Raw genomic sequence first — 24429 nt, 5'->3', positions numbered from 1 at the left:
ATCAACGAATACGGGCAAGTGAGTTCGAGGTGTGACCTCTTGGAGTCAGGTTTACAGGCTTTCGGCGCCGGAGGGCGCGCGTCCGGAAACAAGCCGAACCTCCGGTGAACCGCTTCGCCGCGGCCCCCGTGCCGTTGCACAGGGAGTCGAGCACCATCCCCCACAGCAAGGACTCCCCGTGAAGAACACCGCCCCGACCACCGCATCCGCGTCGCGAGGAGAATCCGTGGCCACCGAAGCACCGCCGCCCCAGGGCCGTAAGGACGACGGCCCCGTCCAGCCCACCACCGAGGCCTTCCTCGAGGCGCAGAACAGCGCGGAGTTCGCCGCCCTGCGCCGCTCCCACCGCTCCTTCGCCTTCCCGCTCACCGTCGGCTTCATCGCCTGGTACCTGCTGTACGTGCTGCTGTCCAGTTACGCCGGCGACTTCATGGGCACGATCGTCTTCGCCAACTTCAACGTGGCCTTCGTCTTCGGCCTCGCCCAGTTCGCCACCACGTTCCTCATCGCCTGGTTCTACTCCCGCCACGCCACGAACAAGCTCGACCCGCAGGCGGCGGCCATCAAGTCCCGTATGGAGGCCGACGCATGAGCGCCGCGTACGACTCGCACGCCGTCATCCAGCTCGCCGCCTCGTCGACCGCCGAACACCGGCCGCTGATCATCACCCTCTTCGCGGTCTTCGTCGCCGCGACCCTGGCCATCACCGTCTGGGCCGGCCGCCAGACCAAGAGCGCGTCCGACTTCTACGCGGGCGGGCGCCAGTTCACCGCCTTCCAGAACGGTCTCGCGGTCTCCGGCGACTACATGTCGGCCGCGAGCTTCCTCGGCATCGCCGGAGCGATCGCCCTCTTCGGATACGACGGCTTCCTCTACTCCATCGGCTTCCTCGTGGCCTGGCTCGTCGCGCTGCTGCTCGTCGCCGAGCCGCTGCGGAACTCCGGCCGCTACACCATGGGCGACGTCCTCGCCTACCGCATGCGCCAGCGCCCGGTGCGCACCGCCGCCGGTACCTCCACCATCGTCGTGTCGATCTTCTACCTGCTCGCCCAGATGGCCGGCGCGGGCGTCCTGGTGTCCCTGCTGCTCGGCATCACGAGCGACGCGGGCAAGGTCCTCATCGTCGCTCTGGTCGGCGTGCTGATGATCCTCTACGTCACCATCGGCGGCATGAAGGGCACGACCTGGGTCCAGATGGTCAAGGCCGTGCTGCTCATCGCGGGTGCGCTGCTCATGACCTTCCTGGTGCTGTGGAAGTTCGACTTCAACGTGTCCGACCTGCTCGGCACCGCCGCGGAGAAGAGCGGCCACGGAGCCGCGTTCCTGGAACCGGGCCTCAAGTACGGCAGCACCGACGTCTCGAAGCTGGACTTCATCTCGCTCGGCCTCGCCCTGGTCCTCGGCACCGCGGGCCTGCCGCACATCCTCATCCGCTTCTACACCGTGCCGACCGCCAAGGCCGCCCGCAAGTCCGTCAACTGGGCCATCGGGATCATCGGCTCCTTCTACCTGATGACCATCGCGCTCGGCTTCGGCGCGGCGGCGCTGATCGGGCCGGACGAGATCAAGGCCAAGAACCCGGCGGGCAACGCCGCGGCACCCCAGCTGGCCGAATACCTCGGCGGCGTCGGAACCACCTGGGGTGCGATCCTGCTGGCCGTCATCTCGGCCGTCGCCTTCGCCACGATCCTCGCCGTCGTCGCGGGACTCACCCTCGCCTCCTCGTCGTCGTTCGCCCACGACATCTACGCCAACGTCATCCGCAAGGGGACCGCCACCGAGAAGGAGGAGATGCGCGCCGCCAAGTGGGCCACCGTCGCGATCGGCGTCGTCTCCATCGCACTCGGCGCGCTCGCCCGCGACCTGAACGTCGCGGGACTCGTCGCCCTGGCCTTCGCCGTCGCAGCCTCGGCCAACCTGCCGACGATCCTCTACAGCCTCTTCTGGAAGCGCTTCACCACCCAGGGAGCCCTCTGGTCGATCTACGGCGGCCTCGCCTCGTCCGTCCTGCTCGTGCTCTTCTCGCCGGTCGTCTCCGGCAAGGCCACCTCGATGTTCCCGGACGCCGACTTCGCCTGGTTCCCGCTGGAGAACCCGGGCCTCATCTCCATCCCGCTGGGCTTCCTACTCGGCTGGCTGGGCTCCGTCCTCTCCAAGGAGGAGCCGGACAAGGGCAAGTACGCGGAACTCGAGGTCAAGTCCCTCACCGGCACCGGCGCCCACTGACCGGTCCGCCACGCCGTCACCGCCGGGCCCCGTCGTAGAGTCCTACGACGGGGCCCCGTCGCACCTCGTGTCAACCGGGCACCATCAATGTCACGTGTCTCGCGTACCCTCGGAAGAGTCAGAGCCGCAACCGCGGACACCAGCGGGAGGGGGCCCACAGTGCTCGTCGACACCTACGGCAGGGTCGCCACCGACCTGCGCGTGTCACTGACCGACAAGTGCAATCTGCGCTGCACCTACTGCATGCCCGAGGAAGGCCTGCAGTGGCTCTCCAAGACGGAGCTGCTCAGCGACGACGAGATCGTCCGGCTCATCCGCATCGCCGTCACGACGCTCGGCATCACGGAGGTCCGCTTCACCGGCGGCGAGCCGCTGCTGCGCCCCGGACTCGTCTCCATCGTCGAGCAGTGCGCCGCGCTGGAGCCCCGCCCCAGGATGTCGCTCACGACCAACGGCATCGGGCTGAAGCGCACCGCCGCCGCGCTGAAGGCGGCGGGCCTGGACCGGGTCAACGTGTCCCTGGACACGCTGCGGCCCGACGTCTTCAAGACGCTGACCCGCCGCGACCGCCACCAGGACGTGCTCGACGGACTCCGGGCCGCCCGGGACGCGGGCCTCACCCCGGTCAAGGTCAACTCCGTCCTCATGCCGGGACTCAACGACGACGAGGCCCCCGAGCTGCTCGCCTGGGCCGTGGAGAACGCCTACGAACTCCGCTTCATCGAGCAGATGCCGCTCGACGCCCAGCACGGGTGGAAGCGCGACGGGATGATCACGGCCGGCGACATCCTCGCCTCGCTGCGCACGCGCTTCAACCTCACCGCCGAGGGCCAGGACGAGCGGGGATCCGCCCCCGCCGAGCGCTGGACCGTCGACGGCGGCCCGCACCGCGTCGGGGTGATCGCCTCCGTGACCAGGCCGTTCTGCGCCGCCTGCGACCGCACGCGGCTCACCGCCGACGGGCAGGTCCGCACCTGCCTCTTCGCCCGCGAGGAGACCGACCTGCGCGGCGCGCTGCGCTCCGACGCCCCGGACGAGGAGATCGCCCGTATCTGGCGGCTCGCGATGTGGGGCAAGAAGGCGGGCTCCGGACTCGACGATCCCACGTTCCTGCAGCCGGACCGCCCGATGTCAGCCATCGGCGGCTGAGGACTCCCACTCCCGCAACGTCACGACGTCCTTGAGGAAGCCGCGCACCCCGAGGAACGAGGACAGGTGCTCCCGGTGCTCGTCGCAGGCGAGCCAGGTCTTGCGGCGCTCCGGGGTGTGCAGCTTCGGATTGTTCCAGGCCAGCACCCACACGGCGTCGGCGCGGCAGCCCTTCGCGGAACAGACGGGAGCGCCGGTGGCGCTGTCGGCGGGAGTGGCGGGGAGGTTCACGCCCTCAACCCTAGGGCCTGGCCCGCGGCCCCTTCGCGGCGCATCCCCGCCGGAGAAAGGGCGACGCCGAGCAGCCACGGGGGGAGCTGCCCGGCGTCGGTCCGTCGCTCCGACGGGGGATGCGGAGCGCACCCGAAGTATGCCACGACGACCATGATCGGTTGCACCGCATCGTCATGATTGATCTGAGCTCTTCTTGAGCTTTCCGGCGCTTCCCGCACCGTCCCCGATCAGTCCGCCGCGCGGGCGTCCCCGGCACGTCCGGCCGGTCCCGGCTCCCCGGCCGGCGCTGTGAAGGGCTCCGTACCACCCGCGGCGCGGGAGTCCCCGATCGCCGGCCGCATCGGCGCGGGAACGAACGTCGTCGGGAGCGAAGGGGCGTTCTCCCGGCCCGCGTTGGCGATGACGACCGCGACGTACGGCAGCAGGACGCCCAGGGCGAGCGCCACCACCGCCACATGCCTCTCCACGTTCCACAGGGTCGCGGCCAGCACCACCGAAAGGGTGCGGACGGACATCGAGATGATGTAGCGCCGCTGCCTGCCGCGCACGTCGTCGGCCAGTGACTGCCGGGCGCCCGTGATACGGAAGACCTCCGCGCCGCTCTGCTTCCGCATCGTGATTCCACCACCAGATCTCCGTGCCGGACCTACCCGGGCGACCGGTCCCACGGTACGCCCGCCCCGTACACGCTTCGAGGCCGGGGCGCGCCCGGCTTGCGCGGGTCGGGACCCCCGGTTCACGTACGGCCGTGTCCGGCATGCGGCGTACGTCCGCCCGGCCGAGACTGGTGGGCGTGCGCACACCGCGCCGCGCGAGGAGGCGACATGGGCTGGCTGTGGGCGATCATCGTAGGTCTGGTGCTGGGGGTGATCGCTCGGGCGATCCTGCCCGGCAAGCAGGACATCCCGCTCTGGCTGACGGTCGTGTTCGGGATCCTCGGCAGCATCCTGGGCAACGCCGTCGCCACCTGGATCGGCGTCAACGACACCAAGGGCATCGACTGGACGCGGCACGTGCTCCAGCTGATCGGCGCGGTGGCCGTCGTCGGGGTGGGGGACATGCTCTGGCAGTCCATCAAGGGCAACCGCGGCAGGAAACAGAGCACCTGACCCGCCCGCACACGACTGCGGCCGGCCACGCGTCTCGCGTGACCGGCCGCAGTCGTGTGCGCGGAAACCTCAGCCGCTCGTGACCTCGACGGCCGCCAGGTTCTTCTTGCCGCGGCGCAGCACCAGCCACCGGCCGTGCAGCAGCTCGGAGACCGCCGGGGGGCTCTCGCCGTCCGTGACCTTCGCGTTGTTCACGTAGGCCCCGCCCTCCTTGACGGTGCGGCGGGCGGCCGACTTGCTCGCGGACAGCCCGACCTCGACCAGGAGGTCCACCACGGGGCCGAGCTCGGCGACCCTGGCGTGCGGCACCTCGGACAGGGCGGCACTCAGCGTCGCCTCGTCCAGCTCACCCAGATCGCCCTGCCCGAACAGCGCCTTCGACGCGGCGATGACCGCGGCGCACTGGGCGCCGCCGTGCACCAGCGTCGTCAGCTCCTCGGCCAGCGACCGCTGGGCCGAGCGTGCCTGCGGACGCTCCTCGGTGAGCTTCTCCAGCTCCTCGAGCTCCTCGCGGCTCTTGAAGCTGAGGATGCGCATGTAGGTCGAGATGTCCCGGTCGTCCACATTCAGCCAGAACTGGTAGAACGCGTACGGCGTCGTCATCTCCGGGTCGAGCCAGACGGCCCCGCTCTCGGACTTGCCGAACTTGGTGCCGTCGGCCTTCACCATCAGCGGCGTCGCCAGCGCGTGCACGGCGGCACCCGGCTCCAGGCGGTGGATCAGGTCGATGCCCGCCGTGAGGTTGCCCCACTGGTCGCTGCCGCCCTGCTGGAGCGTGCAGCCGTAGCGCCGGTACAGCTCCAGGTAGTCCATGCCCTGGAGCAGCTGGTAGCTGAACTCCGTGTAGCTGATGCCCTCCTGGGACTCCAGGCGGCGGGCCACCGAGTCCTTGGTGAGCATCTTGTTGACCCGGAAGTGCTTGCCGATGTCCCGCAGGAACTCGATCGCGGAGAGCCCCGCGGTCCAGTCGAGGTTGTTCACCATCGTCGCGGCGTTCGGACCGTCGAAGGTCAGGAAGGGCTCGATCTGCCCGCGCAGCCGCTGGACCCACGCGGCGATGGTCTCCGGGTCGTTCAGCGTGCGCTCGGCCGTCGGGCGCGGGTCACCGATCTGGCCCGTCGCCCCGCCGACCAGGGCGAGCGGCTTCAGGCCCGCCTGCTGGAGCCGGCGCATGGTGAGCACCTGCACCAGGTGGCCGACGTGGAGACTCGCCGCGGTCGGGTCGAACCCGCAATAGAACGTGACCGGGCCGTCCGCGAGAGCCTTGCGCAATGCGTCCTCGTCGGTGGACTGGGCGAACAGCCCGCGCCACTTCAGCTCGTCGACGATGTCCGTCACGGTCTCTTCTCTCCTCGGGTTCGGCGGTGTGCGCGGTTCAGTCTAGGACGGTCAGACGCCCCGGCTGACCGAGCTCATATGGAAATCGGGGATACGCAGGGCGGGCATCGCGGCCCGGGTGAAGTAGTCGCCCCACTCGCGCGGCAGCGTCCTCTCCGTACGGCCCGCCTCCGACACGCGGGACAGGAGCCCCACGGGGGACTCGTTGAACCGGAAGTTGTTGACCTCGCCGACGACCTCGCCGTCCTCCACCAGATAGACCCCGTCACGGGTCAGGCCGGTCAGCAGCAGCGTGGCCGGATCCACCTCGCGGATGTACCACAGGCACGTCAGCAGCAGGGCCCGGCCGGTCGTCGCGGCCACCATCTCCTCCAGCGACCGCTCGCCACCGCCGTCCAGGACGAGGTTGTCGACGGCCGGAGCGACGGGCAGGCCGGTGAGCTGCGCGGAGTGACGGGTCGTGGCCAGCCGCTCCAGCTTCCCCTCCCTGATCCAGTCCGTCGGCGCCAGCGGCAGCCCGTTGTCGAAGACCGACGAGTCGTCCCCCGACGCGTGCGCGATCACGAACGGCGCGCACTCCAGCCCCGGCGCGTACGGATCGCTGCGCAGCGTCAGCGGCAGCCCGGAGACCCGCTCGCCGAGCCGTGTGCCGCCGCCCGGCCGGGAGAAGACCGTCCGGCCCTCCACGGCGTCCCGGGCCCCCGCCGACCAGTACTGGTAGATCAGCAGGTCGGCCACCGCGGTCGGCGGAAGCAGCGTCTCGTAGCGCCCGGCCGGCAGCTCGATACGGCGCTCGGCCCAGCCGAGGCGCTTCGCGAGTTCCGCGTCCATCGCCGCGGGGTCGACGTCCTTGAAGTCGCGCGTGGCCCTGCCCGCCCAGGCGGACCGCGTACGGTCCGGCGACTTGGCGTTCAGCTCCAGCGTCCCGTTCGGCTGGTCGTGACGCAGCCGGAGGCCCGTCGACGTACCGAGATAGGTGGACGTCTGCTGGTGGTGGGCGAAGCCGTACAGCTCGCGGCCGCCCGCGCGGGCACGGGCGAAGGCGTCGCCGAGGGCAGGGGCGAAACCGGCGAAGACGTCGGAGCCGGTCTCGGCCGGGGGCGCGGTGAAGTCGGCGGACGCCGGGACGCCGGAGACCGGCTGCCGGGCGTCCTCCGCGGGTCCCGCGCCGCGGGCGGCGGCCTCGGCGGCCCGCACGAGCGGCTCCAGGTCGTCGGCGGTGACGGCGGAGCGCGACACCACACCGGACGCGGTCCCCTCGGCCCCGTCGACGGTCGCGATCACGGTGAGGCTCCGGCCCCGTGTCACCCCGTTCGTGGTGAGCGCGTTGCCGGCCCAGCGCAGGTTCGCGGAGGAGCTCTCGTCCGCGATGACCACGCAGCCGTCGGCGGTGGACAGTTCCAGCGCGCGCTCGACGATCTCGTACGGCTTGCTGACGCGGCTCATCGCCCGCCCTCCTGCGTGGTGTTGAGGATGTTCACGCCCCGGAAGAGCGCGGACGGGCAGCCGTGCGAGACGGCCGCGACCTGGCCCGGCTGGGCCTTGCCGCAGTTGAACGCGCCCCCGAGGACATAGGTCTGCGGGCCGCCGACCTTCTCCATCGAGCCCCAGAAGTCCGTGGTCGTCGCCTGGTAGGCCACGTCCCGCAGCTGGCCCGCGAGTCTGCCGTTCTCGATCCGGAAGAACCGCTGCCCGGTGAACTGGAAGTTGTACCTCTGCATGTCGATGGACCACGACCGGTCGCCGACCACGTAGATCCCGCGCTCCACCCCGCCGATCAGGTCCTCCGTCGACAGCCCGCCCGGATCCGGCGCGAGCGACACGTTCGCCATCCGCTGCACGGGCACGTGCCCCGGCGAATCCGCGTACGCGCACCCGTTGGACCGGCCGAGGCCCGTCAGCTTCGCGATGCGCCGGTCCGTCTGGTAGCCGACCAGCGTCCCGTCCTTCACCAGGTCCCAGGACTGCGCCTCGACGCCCTCGTCGTCGTAACCGACGGTCGCGAGCCCGTGTTCGGCCGTGCGGTCACCGGTCACGTTCATCACCGGGGAGCCGTACGCCAGCCTGCCCAGCTGGTCGAAGGTCGCGAACGACGTCCCCGCGTACGCCGCCTCGTAGCCCAGTGCCCGGTCGAGTTCCGTCGCGTGGCCGATCGACTCGTGGATCGTCAGCCACAGGTTCGACGGGTCGACGACCAGGTCGTACGTCCCCGCGTCGACGCTCGGTGCGCGCATCTTCTCGGCCAGCAGCCCCGGGATGCGCTCCAGTTCGGAGTCCCAGTCCCAGCCGGTGCCCGTGAGGTACTCCCAGCCCCGCCCCGCCGGCGGCGCGATCGTCCGCATCGAGTCGAACTCACCCGTCGTGGCGTCCACGGCCACCGCGGTCAGCTGCGGATGCACCCGCACCCGCTGCTGGGTGGTGACGGTGCCGGCGGTGTCCGCGTAGAACTTGTTCTCGTGGACCGTCATCAGGGAGGCGTCCACGTGCGCGACCCCGTCGGCCGCCAGCAGCCGGGAGCTCCACTCGGCGAGCAGCCCGGCCTTCTCCGCGTCCGGCACGTCGAAGGGGTCCCGCTCGTACGCCGACACCCAGGTCCGGTCCCCGTGCACCGGCTCGTCGGCCAGCTCGACCCTCTCGTCGGAACCCGCGGCCGCGATCACCTTCGCGGACAGCTTGGCCATGGCGACGGCCTGGGAGGCCACCTTGGCCGCCGCGTCCATCGTCAGGTCCACACCGGACGCGAACCCCCAGGCCCCGCCGTGCACCACCCGGACCGCGTACCCGGTGTCGGTGGTGTCCGACGTCCCGGAGATCCGGGCGTCCCGCAGCCGCCAGGAGGCGTCCCGCACCCGCTCGAACCGGAAGTCCGCGTGGACGGCGCCCAGCGCGCGGGCCCGGGCGAGCGCCGCGTCGGCGAGGGCGCGCAACGGCAGCGCGAGAAAGGACGGGTCGATGTCGTGGGCCACGGACGGCCTCCCCTGCTGTGGTCGTGTCCGGGCACGCAGTCAATCACGCGGCGCCGCCCCGGGAGGGAAGAGTTCCGCGCGACGTGACCGCGCCGCACCGGCGTCCGGCCCCCGCCGCGCGCGGCCCCGGCCCGCCCCGCGCCGGTCCCCGCCACGCGGCACGGCACTGTAGGAATCCCACAGTGCCGCGTGGGAGCCACTGTCGGAGGCCGATTCCTTGTCCGGGGAGTCCTACCGATAGGTTTTCGATGTACCAGACCGCCAAGGAAAGGGTGATCCGTTGAGCCGCTCGGTTCTCGTCACCGGAGGAAACCGGGGCATCGGCCTCGCCATCGCCCGCGCCTTCGCCGACAACGGCGACAAGGTCGCCGTCACCTACCGCTCGGGGCAGCCGCCCCAGGAGCTCACCGACGCGGGTGTCCTCGCGGTCCGGTGCGACATCACCGACACCGAGCAGGTGGAGCAGGCCTACAAGGAGATCGAGGAGAAGCACGGTCCCGTGGAGGTGCTGGTCGCCAACGCCGGTATCACCAAGGACCAGTTGCTGATGCGGATGTCGGAGGAGGACTTCACGTCCGTGCTCGACACCAACCTCACCGGCACCTTCCGCGTCGTCAAGCGCGCCAACCGCGCGATGCTTCGCGCCAAGAAGGGCCGCGTCGTCCTGATCTCGTCCGTCGTCGGCCTCCTCGGCTCCGCCGGCCAGGCCAACTACGCGGCGTCCAAGGCGGGCCTGGTCGGCTTCGCCCGGTCGCTGGCCCGCGAGCTCGGCTCGCGGAACATCACGTTCAACGTCGTCGCGCCCGGGTTCGTCGACACCGACATGACCCAGGTGCTCACCGACGAGCAGCGCAAGGGCATCGTGGCCCAGGTGCCGCTCGGCCGCTACGCGCAGCCCGCCGAGATCGCGGCCGCGGTGCGCTTCCTCGCGTCCGACGACGCGTCGTACATCACTGGAGCCGTCATCCCCGTTGACGGCGGATTGGGCATGGGTCACTGATCACCATGAGCGGAATTCTCGACGGCAAGCGCATCCTCATCACGGGTGTGCTGATGGAGTCGTCCATCGCTTTCCACACGGCGAAGGTGGCACAGGAGCAGGGCGCCGAGGTCATCCTGACGGCCTTCCCCCGGCCGACGCTGACCGAGCGCATCGCCAAGAAGCTCCCGAAGCCCGCCAAGGTCATCGAGCTCGACGTGACCAACGCCGAGCACCTGGACCGGCTCGCCGGACTTGTCAAGGACGAGCTCGGCTCGCTGGACGGCGTCGTGCACTCCATCGGCTTCGCGCCCCAGGACGCCCTGGGCGGCAACTTCCTGAACACGCCCTTCGAGTCCGTGGCCACGGCCATGCACGTCTCGGCGTTCTCGCTGAAGTCGCTCGCCATGGCCTGCAAGCCGCTGATGGCCGACGGCGGTTCCGTCGTGGGCCTCACCTTCGACGCGCAGTTCGCCTGGCCCCAGTACGACTGGATGGGCCCGGCCAAGGCCGCGCTGGAGGCGACGTCCCGCTACCTCGCCCGTGACCTGGGCAAGGACAGCATCCGCTGCAACCTGATCTCGGCCGGACCGATCGGCTCCATGGCCGCCAAGTCCATCCCGGGCTTCGGCGAGCTCGCGGACGTCTGGAACCACCGCTCCCCGCTGGAGTGGAACATGGCGGACCCGGAGCCGGCCGGCCGCGGCGTCGTGGCCCTGCTCTCGGACTTCTTCCCGAAGACGACGGGCGAGATCATCCACGTCGACGGCGGCGTGCACATGATGGGTGCCTGACCCGCGCACACGCCTGACCCGCGCACACGCCTGACCCGCGCACATGCCTGACCGACGGCCGCGTGCCCGCCTCCCCGGCGGTGCCACGCGGCCGTCGCGCGTTCGGGTGACGCCGCCGGGGAGACGGCCCACGGGCCGTCCCGCGCTCGAGTCGAAAAGATGGCCGCCCCACCGCAGACTGTGGTGAACCGGACTTCTGGTCAGGCTGCGGGGAGGAGGTCGCTGTGCGCTCCACACGTCGCAGGTCCTGGGCCCTGATGGCCGCGGCTGCCGTAGGCCTCGGTCTCCTGGCCCCCGTGGCCGTCAGCGCGTCCGGCCGCGCCGGCGGTGAGCCGGCCTCGGCCCAGCGAACGCCGGACGCCGAGCCGTCGGGCTCCGAATGCCGTACGGCGGTCGAGGGCTCCCGGGTGACCGCCTACTGCCACAACCCGCACGCCACCACGGATCTCGTCCGGCTCCACACCGAGTGCGCCCGCTGGTGGGACGTCGACGCGGACGGCGAGGCGGTCGCGGTGCAGCCGGGCCGGACGGTCAAGCTGGAGGACCGCTGCTGGAAAGAGGTCGGCTCGGCCTGGGTCAGCCACTCGGTGACCCCTTAGGACCTCGACCCGCGCCCGGTCGCGCCGTCACCGCCGGACGCGCACGGTCCGCGTCCGGCACCCCGCTCAGCGCGCCCGCTCGCGCAGGCAGTCCAGCGCGTGGGCGGCGGCCTCGGCGGCGGCCGTGTCCGCGTCACCCGCCCGGATCGCCTCGACCAGCCGCGAGTGGTCCATGAGCTCCTCCGGGCGCAGCTCCGGGCCCACGTCGTCCCGCAGATAATCGCGCAGCACGTCGTTCAGGTCGGCGTAGAGCTCCGTCAGCACGTCGTTGTGCGAGGCGGCGACCACCGCGAGGTGCAGGGTCGCGTCGGCGGCCACGAAGGCCTCCGCGTCCCCCGCCGCCCAGGTCGCCTCGCGCCGCTCCATCAGCGTGTCGAGCTGCCGCATGTCCCGCTCCGTGCGCCGCAGGGCGGCGAGCCGGGCCGCCGAGGACTCCAGCGTGGAGCGCAGTTCGGCGACGTGCCGGGGGTCGGCGTCCGCGAAGCGCCGGTGCATCACCCCGGCCAGCTCGCTGGTCGCCACGACGTACGTGCCGGAGCCCTGGCGGATGTCCAGCAGCCCGTTGTGCGCCAGGGCGCGCACCGCCTCACGCACCGTGTTCCGGGCCACACCCAGCTGCTCGACCAGCTCCGGCTCGGTGGGGATCCGGGACCCCACGGGCCACTCGCCCGACGTGATCTGGTTCCTCAGCTGGGCAATCACCTGGTCGGCGAGTGCCGAACGCCGGGGGGACGTCAGCGCCATGGTGCTCCTTGCTCGTGTGACGGGCGGTGATCCGGCCTATCGGCCGGGGCGGATCGGTCCGGCCCCCGGGTCCGCCGGACCCTCGGCGGTCCGTCCTGGAGGCGCGATCGGCGCGGCGGGCCCGATCGTCCCCGCGCATTGTCCCAGGCGGCGTAAGGACCGGGCCGACTGGACAGTCAATCATCCCATGATTCTATGATGGGCCTCATGCGTCATGACGAGACCCCGACACTGAGCCCGGCCGCCGCCCCCCTCCGGACACCGCCCGCCGACGGACCGTCCCCGTGGCTGCTCCGGATCCTCGTCGCCGGCCTCGTACTCACCGCCCTCAACCTGCGGCCCGCCATCACCAGCCTCGGTCCCCTCCTCGAAGAGGTCAGGGACGGGCTGCACATGAGCGGCAGCGTGGCCGGTGTCCTCACCTCCGTGCCGCCGCTCTGCTTCGCGGTCTTCGGCTTCACCGCACCTCGGCTCGCCCGCCGGTTCGGCCCCAGCGCCGTCGTCTGCGCGGGTATGGCGGCCATCGCCGCGGGGCTGCTGATCCGCCCCTTCGTGGGAGGCACCGCGGGGTTCCTCGCCGCCAGCGCCCTCGCCCTGATGGGCATCGCCGTCAGCAACGTCCTCATGCCCGTCATCGTCAAGCGCTGGTTCCCCGACCGGGTGGGGACCATGACCGGGCTCTACTCGATGGCCCTGGCCCTCGGGACCGCCCTCGCGGCCGCCCTCACCGTGCCGGTGACCGACGCCCTGGGCGGCAGCTGGAAGACCGGGCTGGCCGTCTGGGCGGTGCTCGCCGTCGTCGCGGTCGTGCCCTGGATCCCGTCCCTCAAGGACCGCCGGAACACCGCCGGCCCCGCCGCCGGCACCCCCGCGCCCCCCGCGCTGCGGATCACCCGGAGCCGGACGTCCTGGGCGCTCGCCTGCTTCTTCGGCCTCCAGGCCACCGCCGCGTACATCACCATGGGCTGGATGCCGCAGATCTTCCGCGACGCCGGGATCCCGGCAGGCACCGCGGGCGTGCTGCTGGCCGTGACCATGGCCATGGGCGTGCCCCTCGCCTTCGTCATCCCCCGGGTCGCCACCCGGCTCCGCACCCAGGGCCCGATCGTCCTCGTCCTGAGCGGCTGCGGCCTCCTCGGCTACGCCGGCCTCTACCTCGCCCCGGCGGGCGGTGCCTGGCTGTGGGCCCTGCTCCTGGGCATCGCGAACTGCGCTTTCCCGCTCGCGCTCACCATGATCGGGATGCGGTCCAGGACCGGCGCCGGCGTGGTCAGGCTCTCGGCGTTCGCCCAGTCCACGGGCTACCTGCTGTCGATCCCCGGCCCGCTGCTCGTCGGCGTGCTGTACCAGCACAGCGGCGGCTGGGGCCTGCCGATCGCCCTCATGGCCGGGCTCCTCGTGCCGCAGACGGTGGCCGGGGTGCTCGCCGGAAGGGACCGGACGATCGAGGACGAGTGCTGAGGTGCGAGACTGTGCCCATGCCAGTGCTCGATCCGAATCCCCAGAACGGTCAGAAGAAGCTCCTCCTCGTGTTCGGGGCGATGGTGCTCATCTCCCTGGTCATCGGTGTGATCGCCACGATCGCCTCGCCCTGACCCCCTCCGGGGGTGGGGCAGGCCCCCCTGTCCCCTAGGGGGCCAGGTTCAGGGTCGAGTGGGTGGGTCACCGGATGGGACGCCCACCGCCCGGCCCGTAGGTTCTGGGTGAGACAGCCGAGGACCCACGGAGGCGGACATGCCGGCCCGAACGCACACCCGGACCCACCGCCCCGGCCAGGGCCCCGTGGAGGTCACCCTGCCGTGGTGGGCCGTCGCGCTGCCCGCCCTGGCGTTCGCGGCACTCCTCCTGCTGATCCTGGAACCGGGCCAGGCACACGCGACGGCCGTCGGCGACCCCGCCCTCGGACGTCTGTTCGGTCGCATCCTGGCGCTCCTGGGCCTCTGACAGGCGGCGAAGCCCCCCGCGGGCCGCTGTCCATCCGTCCAGGGCGAGCACGTCAACTCCCTGCGCCCGGACGTGCAATTCGTGCGAAGCTGAGGTGTATGAGCGCCGATACACCTCGCAGGATCGTCCTTCTCAGGCACGCAAAGGCGGAATGGTCGCAGGAGTCCGACCACGAGCGGCCACTGGCCGAGCGCGGCAGGAAGGACGCCCCCGTCGCCGGCCTCAGGCTGGCCGATTCGGGCACCGTCATCGACCTGGCACTGTGTTCGACCGCCACCAGGACCCGGGAGACCTGGAAGCTCGCGGTCCACGAGTTCGCCCACCGCCCCAGGACCGTGTACGAGGAGAGGCTGTACGAGGCCTCCCTCGGGGAGCTGATCGCACTGTTCGGCGAGACCCCCGACGAGGTGGACAACCTGCTGGTCATCGGCCACAACCCCGGCATGCACGGTGCGGCGGACGCGCTCTCGGGCAGTGCCGAGGGCGACACGCTCGCCCGCATGACCCGGGACGGCTTCCCGACCGCCGCCTACGCCGTCGTCGAGTTCACCGGCCCCTGGAAGGACCTCGAGCACGGGGTGGGCAGGCTCGTCGAGTACTGGACGCCGAACGACTGAGCGAGCCCGCGCGGGCGACCGACCGCGAACGCGGGAAACGAACACAGGGGAAGGGCGTCGGCACACACGGTGTGCCGACGCCCTTCCCTTGTGCGTACGGACCCGTACGCACAAGGCCGGACCCCTGCGTACGGAACCCGGCGGTCAGTCGACGAGGCCGTCGGCGGCCTCGACCTCCTCGCGGGTGATGCCCAGCAGATACAGCACCGTGTCCAGGAACGGCACGTTCACCGCCGTGTGCGCGGCCTCGCGGACGACGGGCTTGGCGTTGAACGCGACGCCCAGCCCGGCCGTGTTCAGCATGTCCAGGTCGTTCGCCCCGTCGCCGATCGCGACCGTCTGCGCCAGAGGGACCCCGGCCTGCGCCGCGAAGCTGCGCAGCAGCCGGGCCTTGCCCGCCCGGTCGACGATGTCGCCCACGACCCGGCCGGTCAGCCTGCCGTCGACGACCTCCAGCGTGTTGGCGGAGGCGAAGTCGAGGCCGAGGCGCTCCTTGAGGTCGTCCGTGACCTGGGTGAAACCGCCCGAGACCACGCCCACCTGGTAACCGAGCCGCTTCAGCGTACGGATCAGGGTGCGCGCGCCGGGGGTCAGCCGGACCTCCGCGCGGACCTTCTCCACCACCGACACGTCGAGCCCCGCCAGCAGCGCCACCCGGGCGTGCAGGGACTGCTCGAAGTCGAGCTCCCCGCGCATCGCCTGCTCGGTCACGGCGGCGACCTCGGCCTCGCAGCCGGCGTGGGCCGCGAAGAGCTCGATGACCTCGTCCTGGATGAGGGTCGAGTCCACGTCCATGACGACCAGCCGCTGTGCCCGGCGGCTCAGTCCGGCGGAGACGACGGCGATGTCCACACCGATGCCCGCGGCCTCCCTGGCCAGTGCGGTCCGCAGCGCTTCGGTCCCGGCACCGGAGACCGCGAACTCCACCGCGGTGACGGGGTACTTCGCGAGACGGAAGATGCGGTCGATGTTGCCGCCGGTGGAGGTGATCTTGGCCGCTATGGCTGCCGTGGACTCCGCGGTCAGCGGGTGCCCCAGCACCGTGACGTGCGAACGGCCGTCACCCCGGGGCCGGTTGTCGCCCGTACCCGAGATGATCTCGGCCTGCAGCTTCAGCGAATCCGCCCAGCTGTGCACGGTCGCCCGGAGATCGCCCTCCGTCGTACCGCCGGGAGCGGGGGAGGTCACCAGGGCGCACAGCACGATGCGGCCACGAGTGACGACCTGCTCGATGTCCACCACGTCCACGGCGTACGCCGCGAGGGTGTCGAAGAGCCCGGCGGTGATACCCGGCCGGTCCTTCCCGAAGATCTTGACGAGAAGAGTGGGGGTGTCCGTACCCGGCGGGGACTCGGGTGACTCAGGAGACCGGGGTGACCGAGGTGGCTGCTGAGGTGCGCTCATGGTGCTCCCACCGTATAGGGCGCCCGGGCGGCCCCGAAGCCCGTCCCGAGTGGCGGACAGGACCGCGGCCGGGGTCACGGGCGGCCGGCGGCGCTCGGAAGGGACGCTCCCTCCCCATTCCTCCCGAGTCGGAGGGCGGGACGCGGAGCCTCCGCGCCGTCTTCACGCCGCCCGGCTTTCCGTGGGGGGACCGGTCCTGGAATAGTTCCCCACGATGTTCAGCATCCCTAGGCCCCTTGCGACAGGGGTGATTCGGGGGACAACCAGTGGGGCGCGGAGTGCCGGAACTCGTACTTGAAATGAATGGCAGGACCTGGACGCTCGATCCGTCCAGGCCGTACACCCTCGGACGTGATCCGCAGGGCGACATGACGATCGACGACGCCAGGGTCTCGTGGCGGCACGCAACGATCAGCTGGAACGGCCGTGGCTGGCAGATCGAGGACCACGGCAGCACCAACGGAACCTACGTGGCGGGCCACAGGGTCCAACAGGCGGAGATCGGCCCCGGAACCCCGGTGAACCTGGGCAACGCCAACGACGGGCCGAGGCTCAACCTCACCGCCGCGGCGGCGGCCGGAGTGCACAGCGGGCAGGCGGCGGGGGCGCAGCAGGCACCCGCACATCCCGCGCAGCCACCGCACCAGGCTCAGCAGGGGGCTCAGCAGGGCGCCGCCGGATGGCCGGCCGCTCCCGCGCAGCAACCGGGCCGGCCGCAGGCGGGGCCGCCTCAGGTCCCGCACCAGCAGGGTCACGCGAACCCCGCCGCGGCCCGCGGGACCGGCGGCGCGGCGGGGGCGCCGCCGGTCTACGGCGACCGGAGTCCCACCACGTTCCACCAGCTGGACCTCGGCCGTGTCATGCGCATCGGCCGTGCCCTGGAGAACGAGCTGGTCGTGTCCGACCTGCAGGTCTCGCGCCTGCACGCCGAGTTCCGGGCGACGCCCGACGGCCGCTTCGAGATCCGCGACCTCGGGTCCCACAACGGCACGTACGTCAACGGCCAGCCGCTCCACAAGTCCGGCTCCGCGCTCATCGGACCGAACGACATCGTGGGCGTCGGCCACTCGACCTTCCGGCTGGTCGGGGACCGGCTGGAGGAGTTCGTCGACACCGGCGAGGTGTCCTTCTCGGCCCGGCACCTCACGGTGACCGTCGACGGCGGCAAGGACATCCTCAAGGACGTCTCCTTCGGCGTCCCGGAGAAGTCCCTGATCGCCGTCATCGGCCCCTCGGGGTCCGGCAAGTCCACCCTGCTCAAGGCGCTCACCGGCTACCGGCCCGCCAACCAGGGCGACGTCCTCTACGACAACCGGAACCTCTACAAGCAGTTCGCGGAGCTCCGGCAGCGCATCGGACTGGTCCCGCAGGACGACATCCTGCACAAGGAACTCACGGTCACCCGGGCCCTGCGCTACGCGGCCAAGCTGCGCTTCCCGGCGGACACCACCGAGGCCGAGCGCACCGCCCGGATCCACGAGGTCCTCGCCGAGCTCAAGCTCGACATCCACCGGGACAAGAAGATCACCTCGCTCTCCGGCGGCCAGCGCAAGCGCGTGTCGGTCGCCCTGGAGCTGCTGACCAAGCCGTCGCTGATCTTCCTGGACGAGCCGACCTCGGGCCTCGACCCGGGCATGGACCGCGACGTCATGCAGCTGCTGCGCGGACTCGCCGACGACGGGCGCACGGTCCTGGTCGTCACGCACTCGGTTGCCGAGCTGGCGATCTGCGACAAGCTCCTGGTCATGGCGCCCGGCGGATCCGTGGCCTACTTCGGCCCGCCCGAGGAGGCCCTGAACTTCTTCGGCTACACCAGCTGGGCCGACGTCTTCTCCGCCTTCGAGAACTACCGCGACTACGACTGGGCGGGCCGCTGGCGCGGCTCGCAGCACTACCAGATGTACGCCGCGGACATCGACGCCGTCGCCGCGCAGCCCGTTCACATGCCGCCGCCGCAGGCGATCCGGCCCCCGAAGCCCTCGGGCTGGGCGGCCCAGCTGTGGACGCTGATGCGCCGCTACGTGTCGGTGATCGCGTCCGACAAGGGCTTCCTGCTGCTGATGGTGCTCCTGCCGGCGGTCCTCGGCGTGGTGAGCGTGGTCATCCCCGCCGAGTTCGGCCTGGCGGAGCCCGAGCCGCCGTCCCGGTTCAACGGCAAGGCCGGCACGATCATGCTGATCCTCGCGGTCGGCATGTGCTTCGCCGCCGCGGCCAACTCCGTGCGAGAGCTGATCAAGGAGCGGGTGATCTACGAGCGCGAGCGGGCCACCGGTCTCTCACGCTCCGCCTATCTCCTGTCGAAGGTGATCGTCCTAGGCGTGATCACCGCCTTCCAGGGCGTGATCCTCTGCGGGATCGGCTTCTCCACCCGGAAGCTTCCGGCGGAGGGGCTCTTCATGTCCCCGGCCGTCGAGATCTGCCTGTCGATCATCGTGCTCGGCCTCACCTCGATGATGTTCGGCCTGATGATCTCGGCGCTGGTGAAGACCGCCGAGAAGACGATGCCGCTGCTCGTCATGTTCGCCATCGTCCAGGTCGTCTTCACCGGGGTGCTCTTCCAGGTCTACGGTTCGCCGGGCCTGGAGCAGTTCGCCTGGCTGATGCCGTCGCGCTGGGCGGTGGCGGCGGCCGGCACCACGCTGGACCTCGCCCACCTCATGCCGCCGTGGGACCCGAAGAACCCGACCGACCTGGACCCGCTCTGGGAGCACTCGGCCGGTCAGTGGGGGATCAACATCACGGTGATGCTGTTCATGAGCGCGATCCTCTTCGTCGGGGTCTCGCGGATGCTCCGGCGCCACGAGCCGGAGGTCATGCGCAAGTGACGCGCCGGGACCGGCCGGTCCCGGAAACGCCCGAGGGCGGCACCCCGCGGGGTGCCGCCCTTCGGCATGTGGTGACCGGAGCGTCGTTGCTCCGGTCGGTCTTCTTCGCCATGCCGGGCCGTGCCGGTTCCGTCGGCTCGGTGTGTGCCGTCGGCTCAGTACGCGCTGTCGACGTTGTCGATCGAGCCGTACTTGTCGGCCGCGTAGTTGGCGGCGGCGGTGATGTTGGCGACCGGGTCGTACTGGTCGTGCTTGGTGCCCTTGACGTGGTAGAAGTCGAAGGTCGGCTTGATGACCTGCAGCAGACCCTTCGAGGGGATGCCGTTGATCGCGTTGATGTCCCAGTTGTTGATCGCACGGGGGTTACCGCTGGACTCGCGCATGATGTTGCGGTGCAGACCCTCGTACGTACCGGGGATGTGCTTCTTGTGCATGATGCTGAGGGCCTCGCGGATCCAGCCGTCCAGGTTGTTCTTGTAGACCGGCTTGCGGTCGGCGGCCCGGCTGGCCTTCTTGGCGGCACGCTTCTTCGCGTCGGCCTTGGCCTTCTTCTTCGCAGCGGCCTTGCTCTTGGCCTCGGCGACGGCCTTGGCCTTCGCCTCGGCCTTCGCGGCAGCCTTCTTCTTCTCGGCGGCGGCGTCGGCCTTCGCGGCGTCGGCGGCCTTCACCAGCTGAGCGGCGGTCGAGTGCTGCTCTATGAGGCTGGCCTGGAGGGCCTTCGTCTGCCCACCGGTGAACGCGACGGGCGCGGTGGCGGCAGCCGCCTTCGGCTCGGGCGCCGCCGAAGCGTCGTTGGGGGCGAGCGTGAGGGCGACAGCGGCGGCGGCCAGGGTCGAGACCCCCGCGACGGAGAGCTTCTGCGCCTTGTTCAGGCGACGGTTACGGCTGGAGATGCGGGACACGGACATACAGTCGTACCTCTTCGAATAGCAGGGGTCCTCGGCGAGGACGCGGACGGATGCGCCGGGGCACATCTCCGTCGGGGACAGCTGCAATTCTTAGCGCCAGCAAAATGCCCTGGCAAAGGTGTGACGTACGAAGCTGGATAGTTGCTCAGGGTCGCGTTAGTGCTTTTTTGTCCGTTTTGATCCCGGGTAAATTGCCCGAATTACTCCAACTATCCTTCTTCGTAAGTGACGTGGGTCCTATGCCTGGGCTCACACGGGGCACCCCCCAGGCTCACGAAACGTTGCTTGTGCGATGCGGAGCGTGAGGGGTTTTCGCACGGTTCGCGGCACCCGGCAGGAGCAGGTGCACATCCCCGAACTCGTGCCACAGATAGCGGTGCTCCAGCGCCTCGGCATAGCCCCGCCGCAGCGCCCGGCGCCCCGCGATCGCCTCCAGCATCAGCAGGTGGGAGGCCTCCGGCTCGTGCAGCCCGGTGATCAGCCCGTCCACCGCACGCACCCCCCGCTCGGGCGTCACCACCAGATCCGTCCAGCCGGCGGCGGCCCGCAGCCGGCCGTCCGGGCCCACCGCCGACTCCAGCGCCCGCACCGCCGTCGTCCCCACCGCGATCACCCGGCCCCCGCCCGCCCGGGCCGCCTCGACGAGCCGCGCCGTCGTGAGGGGCACCTCGAAGCGTTCCGGGTAGGGCGGCTCGTGCGCCTCGGCCGACGCCACCCCCGTGTGGAGCGTCAGCGGAGCGAACTGCACCCCCCGGCTCACCAGCTCCGCCACCAGCCCCGCGGTGAACGGCCTCGACGCGCTCGGCATCTCCGCCGAGCCGCTCCCGTCCTCGGACGGCACGGCGAACACCGTCCGGTACGCCGACAGCGGCTGGTCCCGCTCCGTGTACGCGTACCGGATCGGCCGGCCGTACCTGCTCAGCAGCGCCGGCACGTCCCGCCCGACCCGCGCCCACCAGAGCCGGGCCCCCTCCGGCGGTCCCAGCGGATCCTCCAGGACCAGCCCCTGGCCGCCCGGCAGCCGCACCTCCGCCCCCGCCGGGCCCCCCGGCCGCGGCAGGGTGGTCCCCGAACCGTCCGGCCGCCGCAGCTCCACCGCCCACCGGCCGTCCTCACCGCGGGTGGAGAAGTGCACGACGACCGGCTCACCGCCCAGCCGGCCGGTCACCGCGGCCGCCAGCGTCATCGACGTGTTCACCACCAGCACGTCACCGGCCCGCAGCTCCCCGGGCAGCTCCCGGAACGCGCGGTGCGAGACGGCCGTGCCCCGGGACACCAGCAGCCGTACGTCGTCGCGCCCGGCGCCCCGCCGCTCGGCGGGCACCCGCGCGGACAGCTCGGGCGGCACCCGCAGTGCCTCCAGCGCGGTCATCGCCCCTGCCTGACGTCCGCGTCCAGCAGGGCGGCCGCCGCGTACCGGCCGCTCGCCGGCCGCAGCCCGATCAGCCGGACGAACGCCGGCGCGACCGCTTCCGGACGCGGCCTGGGCTCCGTGTCCCCGGGTACGGCCGCCGTATAGAGGTCCGTCTCCATGTCGCCCGGATCCACCGCCCACACCCGCAGCCCGGGCTCCTCCTCCCCGAGCACCGCCGCGAGCTGGTCCAGCGCCGCCTTCGAGGCCCCGTACCCGCCCCACGTCGGATACGGCTCGGCCGCCGCGTCCGAGCTGACGGCGACGACGGCACCGGCCCGCGAGGCCCGCAGCAGCGGCAACGCCTCCTGTACGAGCCCGAGCGCCGCCACCACGTTCGTCTCCAGCGCCTGCCGCAGCCCGTCCAGCGGCAGCGCCTCCAGCCGCACGAGCGGTTCGCAGCCCAGCGCGCTCGCGTTGCTCACCAGCACATCCAGCCCGCCCAGCTCCCCGGCCGCGGCCACCAGCGCCTCGCGGTGCGCCGCGTCCGTCACGTCCCCGGGCACGGCCACCACCCTGGTCCCGTACCGGTCGCCCAGCTCGCGCGCCACCACCCCGAGCGCCCTCTGTGACCTGGCGTCCAGCACCAGGTCCCAGCCCTCCCCGGCCAGATCCCCGGCCAGCGCGCGCCCCAGTCCCCTCGACCCACCCGTGATCATCGCGATCGGCATGACAGTCATCCCCTCGAACTCCGTGGTGCTCCGACGCCACCAACGTAGGAATCCGCCCCTGCCCGCCGCCTCGTCCATCGGCCCCGACGCCGTACGGCACTTCGGCCTAGGTCCGAGGCCCCGTGCCGGAGGGGCCCACCGACCGATCCGGCCCCCGGAGCCCCGCCGGTACGGTGAGCCCATGAGCCACCGCCCACCGTCGGGCCTCGCGGCGGTCAGCGCAGCGCTGCTCGCCATGAACCGGCACCTCGACATGCGCGACGTCCTCAAGACGATCGTCGCCTCCGCCCGCGAACTGCTCGACGCCGAGTACGCCGCGCTGGGCGTGCCCGACGACCACGGGGGCTTCGCCCAGTTCGTCGTCGACGGGGTGAGCGACGAGCAGTGGAAGGCCATCGGACCGCTGCCCCGGCAGCACGGCATCCTCGCCGCGATGCTCCACGAGCCGCAGCCCCAGCGCCTGGCCGACGTCCGCGAGGACCCCCGGTTCGGGGGATGGCCGGACGCCCACCCCGACATGTCCGACTTCCTCGGCCTGCCCATCCAGGACGGCGACGAGACCATCGGCGCGCTCTTCCTCGCCAACAAGCGCTGCCCCAAGCCCACCGGGGGCTGCGGCTTCACCGAGGAGGACGAGGAACTCCTCGGGCTCCTCGCCCAGCACGCGGCGATCGCCCTCACCAACGCCCGGCTCTACGAACGCAGCCGCGAGCTCACGATCGCCGAGGAGCGCTCCCGCCTCGCCCACGAACTGCACGACGCCGTCAGCCAGAAACTCTTCTCGCTGCGGCTCACCGCCCAGGCCGCCGCGGCACTGGTCGACCGCGACCCCGCGCGCGCCAAGGGCGAACTCCAGCAGGTCGCCGCGCTGGCGGGGGAGGCCGTGGACGAACTGCGCGCGGCCGTCGTCGAGCTGCGCCCCGCCGCGCTGGACGAGGACGGTCTCGTCGCCACGCTCCGTACCCAGATCCAGGTCATGGACCGGGCGCACAGTGCCAGGGTCACCTTCGACAGTGCCGGGGTGCGCGCCCTGCCCTCCGCCCAGGAGGAGGCGATGCTGCGGGTCGCGCAGGAGGCGCTGCACAACGCCCTGCGCCACTCCGGGGCCGCGCACGTGGGGGTCAGCCTCAGCCGGCACGGCACGGCCACGGTCCTCCGGATCAGCGACGACGGCCGGGGCTTCGACCCCCACCTGACCAGGAGCGCGGGCCGTCACCTCGGTCTCGTCTCCATGCGGCACCGGGCGGGCAGCGTGGGCGGCCGGCTCACCGTCGCGTCGGAGCCCGGCAAGGGCACCACGATCCGGATGGAGGTCCCCTGTGGCTGACAAGATCATCAAGGTGCTGCTGGTGGACGACCACCAGGTGGTGCGCCGGGGGCTGCGCACCTTCCTGGAGGTCCAGGACGACATAGAGGTGGTCGGCGAGGCGTCGGACGGTGCGGAGGGCGTCACCCGGATCGAGGAGCTGAGGCCCGACGTCGTCCTCATGGACATCAAGATGCCGGGCACGGACGGTATCGAGGCGTTGCGCAGGCTCAGGGAACTGGGCAACCCCGCCAAGGTGCTGATCGTCACGAGCTTCACCGAGCAGCGCACCGTCGTGCCGGCCCTGCGGGCCGGGGCGTCGGGTTACGTGTACAAGGACGTGGACCCGGACGCCCTCGCCGGTGCCATCCGCTCGGTCCACGCCGGTCACATCCTGCTCCAGCCGGAGGTCGCCGGGGCGCTGCTGGCCCAGGAGGACGGCGGGGCCGGCACGGGCCGGGGGAGCACCCTGACCGAGCGGGAGCAGGAGGTGCTGGGCCTCATCGCCGACGGCAGGTCCAACCGGGAGATCGCCCGCGCGCTGGTCCTGTCGGAGAAGACGGTCAAGACCCACGTGTCGAACATCCTCATGAAGCTCGACGTCTCGGACAGGACCCAGGCCGCGCTGTGGGCCGTGCGGCACGGGGCGGCGGGCTGACGGCATCACCCCGGGGCGCCGCCGGGGGATGAGGGGCGGGGGCCGTCGATCAGCGGCGGGCCCGTGTGGTCGCACACCGGCGGGCCCGTGTGGGCACGCACCGACGGGCCCCGTGGTCATACAAGCGGACGAGTCTCTTCCGGTCCGAGATTCATACTGTCGGGTGTATGTCACCCGGACGGCGTATCCCCGGCCGTGCGGCGCCGTTCTCCCTGTGTGCCGCGGCGATCGGCCGCGGCGACGCGAGGAGGATCCTGAAGTGAAGAACCTGAAGAAGGCCGCCGCCGTCACCATGATCGCGGGCGGCCTCATCGCCGCCGGTGCCGGAGCCGCCTCCGCCACGGGCCACGGCCACGGAGGCGCCGGAGCCCACGGCCAGGCCGTGGGCTCCCCGGGTGTCGTCTCGGGCAACCTCGTCCAGGTCCCGGTGAGCGTCCCGGTGAACGTGGTCGGCAACACGGTCAACGTGGTCGGCCTGCTCAACCCGGCCTTCGGCAACCTCGGCCTGAACCACTGACCGACGCCTCGCACCCGCCCGCCGTGCCGG

25 protein-coding genes are annotated in these 24429 nt (G+C 71.5%); 15 read left to right on the top strand and 10 right to left on the bottom strand.

Going from position 1 to position 24429, the window contains the following annotated elements:
* Nucleotides 1-226: 226 nt before the first annotated feature.
* The 3 genes from OHT61_RS07320 (at nt 227) to moaA (ending at nt 3375) form a co-directional block, all read left to right on the top strand.
* Nucleotides 227-592 (top strand): DUF485 domain-containing protein, encoded by a 366-nt coding sequence (locus OHT61_RS07320; protein ID WP_329036106.1) that lies wholly within the window; start codon nt 227-229, stop codon nt 590-592.
* Nucleotides 589-2226, top strand: coding sequence for a solute symporter family protein (locus OHT61_RS07315; RefSeq protein ID WP_329036104.1), 1638 nt, complete (start codon nt 589-591; stop codon nt 2224-2226). The genes OHT61_RS07320 and OHT61_RS07315 overlap by 4 nt, the downstream gene beginning before the upstream one ends.
* 159 nt (nt 2227-2385) lie before the next feature.
* A complete protein-coding gene (moaA, locus tag OHT61_RS07310) occupies nt 2386-3375 on the top strand; it encodes a GTP 3',8-cyclase MoaA (protein WP_329036103.1) in 990 nt (329 codons plus the stop codon).
* Here the strand turns inward: moaA and OHT61_RS07305 are convergent.
* Together OHT61_RS07305 and OHT61_RS07300 are read right to left on the bottom strand one after the other, a co-directional pair.
* Entirely contained in the window at nt 3358-3606 is a 249-nt protein-coding gene (locus tag OHT61_RS07305) for a hypothetical protein (protein WP_329036102.1), read from the bottom strand. The genes moaA and OHT61_RS07305 overlap by 18 nt on opposite strands.
* A gap of 230 nt (nt 3607-3836) precedes the next feature.
* Nucleotides 3837-4223, bottom strand: a complete 387-nt coding sequence (locus OHT61_RS07300; protein WP_329036100.1) for a DUF3099 domain-containing protein — start codon at nt 4221-4223, stop codon at nt 3837-3839.
* A 210-nt stretch (nt 4224-4433) separates the two neighbouring features.
* Here OHT61_RS07300 and OHT61_RS07295 point away from each other — a divergent pair, with 210 nt between their 5' ends.
* The gene (locus OHT61_RS07295) at nt 4434-4718 is read left to right on the top strand and encodes a GlsB/YeaQ/YmgE family stress response membrane protein (RefSeq protein WP_329036097.1); all 285 of its coding nucleotides are present in this window, start codon (nt 4434-4436) and stop codon (nt 4716-4718) included.
* Between the two features lie 69 nt (nt 4719-4787).
* Here the strand turns inward: OHT61_RS07295 and tyrS are convergent, their stop codons facing one another.
* From tyrS to OHT61_RS07280, 3 genes are read right to left on the bottom strand one after another with little or no spacing between them, the layout of a single operon-like run.
* Entirely contained in the window at nt 4788-6056 is a 1269-nt protein-coding gene (gene tyrS, locus OHT61_RS07290; RefSeq protein ID WP_329036095.1) for a tyrosine--tRNA ligase, read from the bottom strand.
* Nucleotides 6057-6107: 51 nt separating this feature from the next.
* Nucleotides 6108-7502 carry a metallopeptidase TldD-related protein gene (locus OHT61_RS07285; RefSeq protein WP_329036094.1) on the bottom strand — a complete coding sequence of 465 codons (1395 nt, stop codon included), beginning with the start codon at nt 7500-7502 and terminating at the stop codon, nt 6108-6110.
* Entirely contained in the window at nt 7499-9022 is a 1524-nt protein-coding gene (locus OHT61_RS07280) for a TldD/PmbA family protein (protein WP_329036093.1), read from the bottom strand. The genes OHT61_RS07285 and OHT61_RS07280 overlap by 4 nt, the downstream gene beginning before the upstream one ends.
* Before the next feature lie 280 nt (nt 9023-9302).
* Between OHT61_RS07280 and fabG the strand changes: the two genes are divergently transcribed.
* The 3 genes from fabG to OHT61_RS07265 all read left to right on the top strand — a co-directional run bounded on the left by fabG (nt 9303) and on the right by OHT61_RS07265 (nt 11394).
* The gene (gene fabG / locus OHT61_RS07275) at nt 9303-10022 is read left to right on the top strand and encodes a 3-oxoacyl-[acyl-carrier-protein] reductase (protein WP_327119975.1); all 720 of its coding nucleotides are present in this window, start codon (nt 9303-9305) and stop codon (nt 10020-10022) included.
* A 5-nt stretch (nt 10023-10027) separates the two neighbouring features.
* Entirely contained in the window at nt 10028-10795 is a 768-nt protein-coding gene (fabI, locus tag OHT61_RS07270; protein ID WP_329036090.1) for an enoyl-ACP reductase FabI, read from the top strand.
* Between the two features lie 224 nt (nt 10796-11019).
* The gene (locus OHT61_RS07265; RefSeq protein WP_329036089.1) at nt 11020-11394 is read left to right on the top strand and encodes a hypothetical protein; all 375 of its coding nucleotides are present in this window, start codon (nt 11020-11022) and stop codon (nt 11392-11394) included.
* Between the two features lie 66 nt (nt 11395-11460).
* Here the strand turns inward: OHT61_RS07265 and OHT61_RS07260 are convergent, their stop codons facing one another.
* Nucleotides 11461-12138, bottom strand: coding sequence for a FadR/GntR family transcriptional regulator (locus tag OHT61_RS07260; protein WP_329036087.1), 678 nt, complete (start codon nt 12136-12138; stop codon nt 11461-11463).
* 207 nt (nt 12139-12345) lie between these two features.
* Between OHT61_RS07260 and OHT61_RS07255 the strand changes: the two genes are divergently transcribed.
* The 4 genes from OHT61_RS07255 (at nt 12346) to OHT61_RS07240 (ending at nt 14699) form a co-directional block, all read left to right on the top strand.
* Nucleotides 12346-13599: a CynX/NimT family MFS transporter gene (locus OHT61_RS07255; protein WP_329036085.1), complete on the top strand. Its 1254-nt coding sequence runs from the start codon at nt 12346-12348 to the stop codon at nt 13597-13599.
* A gap of 17 nt (nt 13600-13616) precedes the next feature.
* A complete protein-coding gene (locus OHT61_RS07250; protein ID WP_327119985.1) occupies nt 13617-13733 on the top strand; it encodes an SGM_5486 family transporter-associated protein in 117 nt (38 codons plus the stop codon).
* A gap of 139 nt (nt 13734-13872) precedes the next feature.
* Nucleotides 13873-14082, top strand: a complete 210-nt coding sequence (locus tag OHT61_RS07245; RefSeq protein WP_329036082.1) for a hypothetical protein — start codon at nt 13873-13875, stop codon at nt 14080-14082.
* 98 nt (nt 14083-14180) lie between these two features.
* The gene (locus OHT61_RS07240) at nt 14181-14699 is read left to right on the top strand and encodes a SixA phosphatase family protein (RefSeq protein WP_329036079.1); all 519 of its coding nucleotides are present in this window, start codon (nt 14181-14183) and stop codon (nt 14697-14699) included.
* Between the two features lie 144 nt (nt 14700-14843).
* Here OHT61_RS07240 and serB read toward each other — a convergent pair whose 3' ends face one another.
* Nucleotides 14844-16103 (bottom strand): phosphoserine phosphatase SerB, encoded by a 1260-nt coding sequence (gene serB, locus OHT61_RS07235; protein ID WP_329036078.1) that lies wholly within the window; start codon nt 16101-16103, stop codon nt 14844-14846.
* A gap of 266 nt (nt 16104-16369) precedes the next feature.
* Here serB and OHT61_RS07230 point away from each other — a divergent pair, with 266 nt between their 5' ends.
* Entirely contained in the window at nt 16370-18928 is a 2559-nt protein-coding gene (locus OHT61_RS07230; RefSeq protein ID WP_443049370.1) for an FHA domain-containing protein, read from the top strand.
* Nucleotides 18929-19083: 155 nt separating this feature from the next.
* On the opposite strand, the gene OHT61_RS07225 is transcribed toward OHT61_RS07230, so the two are convergent.
* The 3 genes from OHT61_RS07225 to OHT61_RS07215 form a co-directional block, all read right to left on the bottom strand.
* Complete coding sequence (locus OHT61_RS07225; protein ID WP_329036074.1) at nt 19084-19836, bottom strand: transglycosylase SLT domain-containing protein; 753 nt, start codon at nt 19834-19836, stop codon at nt 19084-19086.
* Nucleotides 19837-20107: 271 nt separating this feature from the next.
* Nucleotides 20108-21208, bottom strand: a complete 1101-nt coding sequence (locus tag OHT61_RS07220; RefSeq protein ID WP_329036072.1) for an S-adenosylmethionine:tRNA ribosyltransferase-isomerase — start codon at nt 21206-21208, stop codon at nt 20108-20110.
* Nucleotides 21205-21918: an SDR family NAD(P)-dependent oxidoreductase gene (locus tag OHT61_RS07215; RefSeq protein ID WP_329043136.1), complete on the bottom strand. Its 714-nt coding sequence runs from the start codon at nt 21916-21918 to the stop codon at nt 21205-21207. Before OHT61_RS07215 ends, OHT61_RS07220 begins: the two co-directional genes overlap by 4 nt.
* Before the next feature lie 181 nt (nt 21919-22099).
* On the opposite strand from OHT61_RS07215, the gene OHT61_RS07210 reads away from it, so the two are divergent.
* From OHT61_RS07210 to OHT61_RS07200, 3 genes are all read left to right on the top strand, one after another.
* Entirely contained in the window at nt 22100-23245 is a 1146-nt protein-coding gene (locus OHT61_RS07210; protein ID WP_329036070.1) for a GAF domain-containing sensor histidine kinase, read from the top strand.
* The gene (locus OHT61_RS07205) at nt 23238-23882 is read left to right on the top strand and encodes a response regulator transcription factor (RefSeq protein WP_329036068.1); all 645 of its coding nucleotides are present in this window, start codon (nt 23238-23240) and stop codon (nt 23880-23882) included. Before OHT61_RS07210 ends, OHT61_RS07205 begins: the two co-directional genes overlap by 8 nt.
* 259 nt (nt 23883-24141) lie before the next feature.
* Entirely contained in the window at nt 24142-24399 is a 258-nt protein-coding gene (locus OHT61_RS07200; RefSeq protein ID WP_329036065.1) for a chaplin family protein, read from the top strand.
* Nucleotides 24400-24429: the final 30 nt, after the last annotated feature.

The sequence above is a fragment of the Streptomyces sp. NBC_00178 genome (assembly GCF_036206005.1).
In the GTDB taxonomy this organism is placed as follows: Bacteria; Actinomycetota; Actinomycetes; order Streptomycetales; family Streptomycetaceae; genus Streptomyces.
The sequence above is the reverse complement of the archived record's forward strand: the minus strand, read 5'-3'. Positions and strand labels throughout refer to the sequence as shown.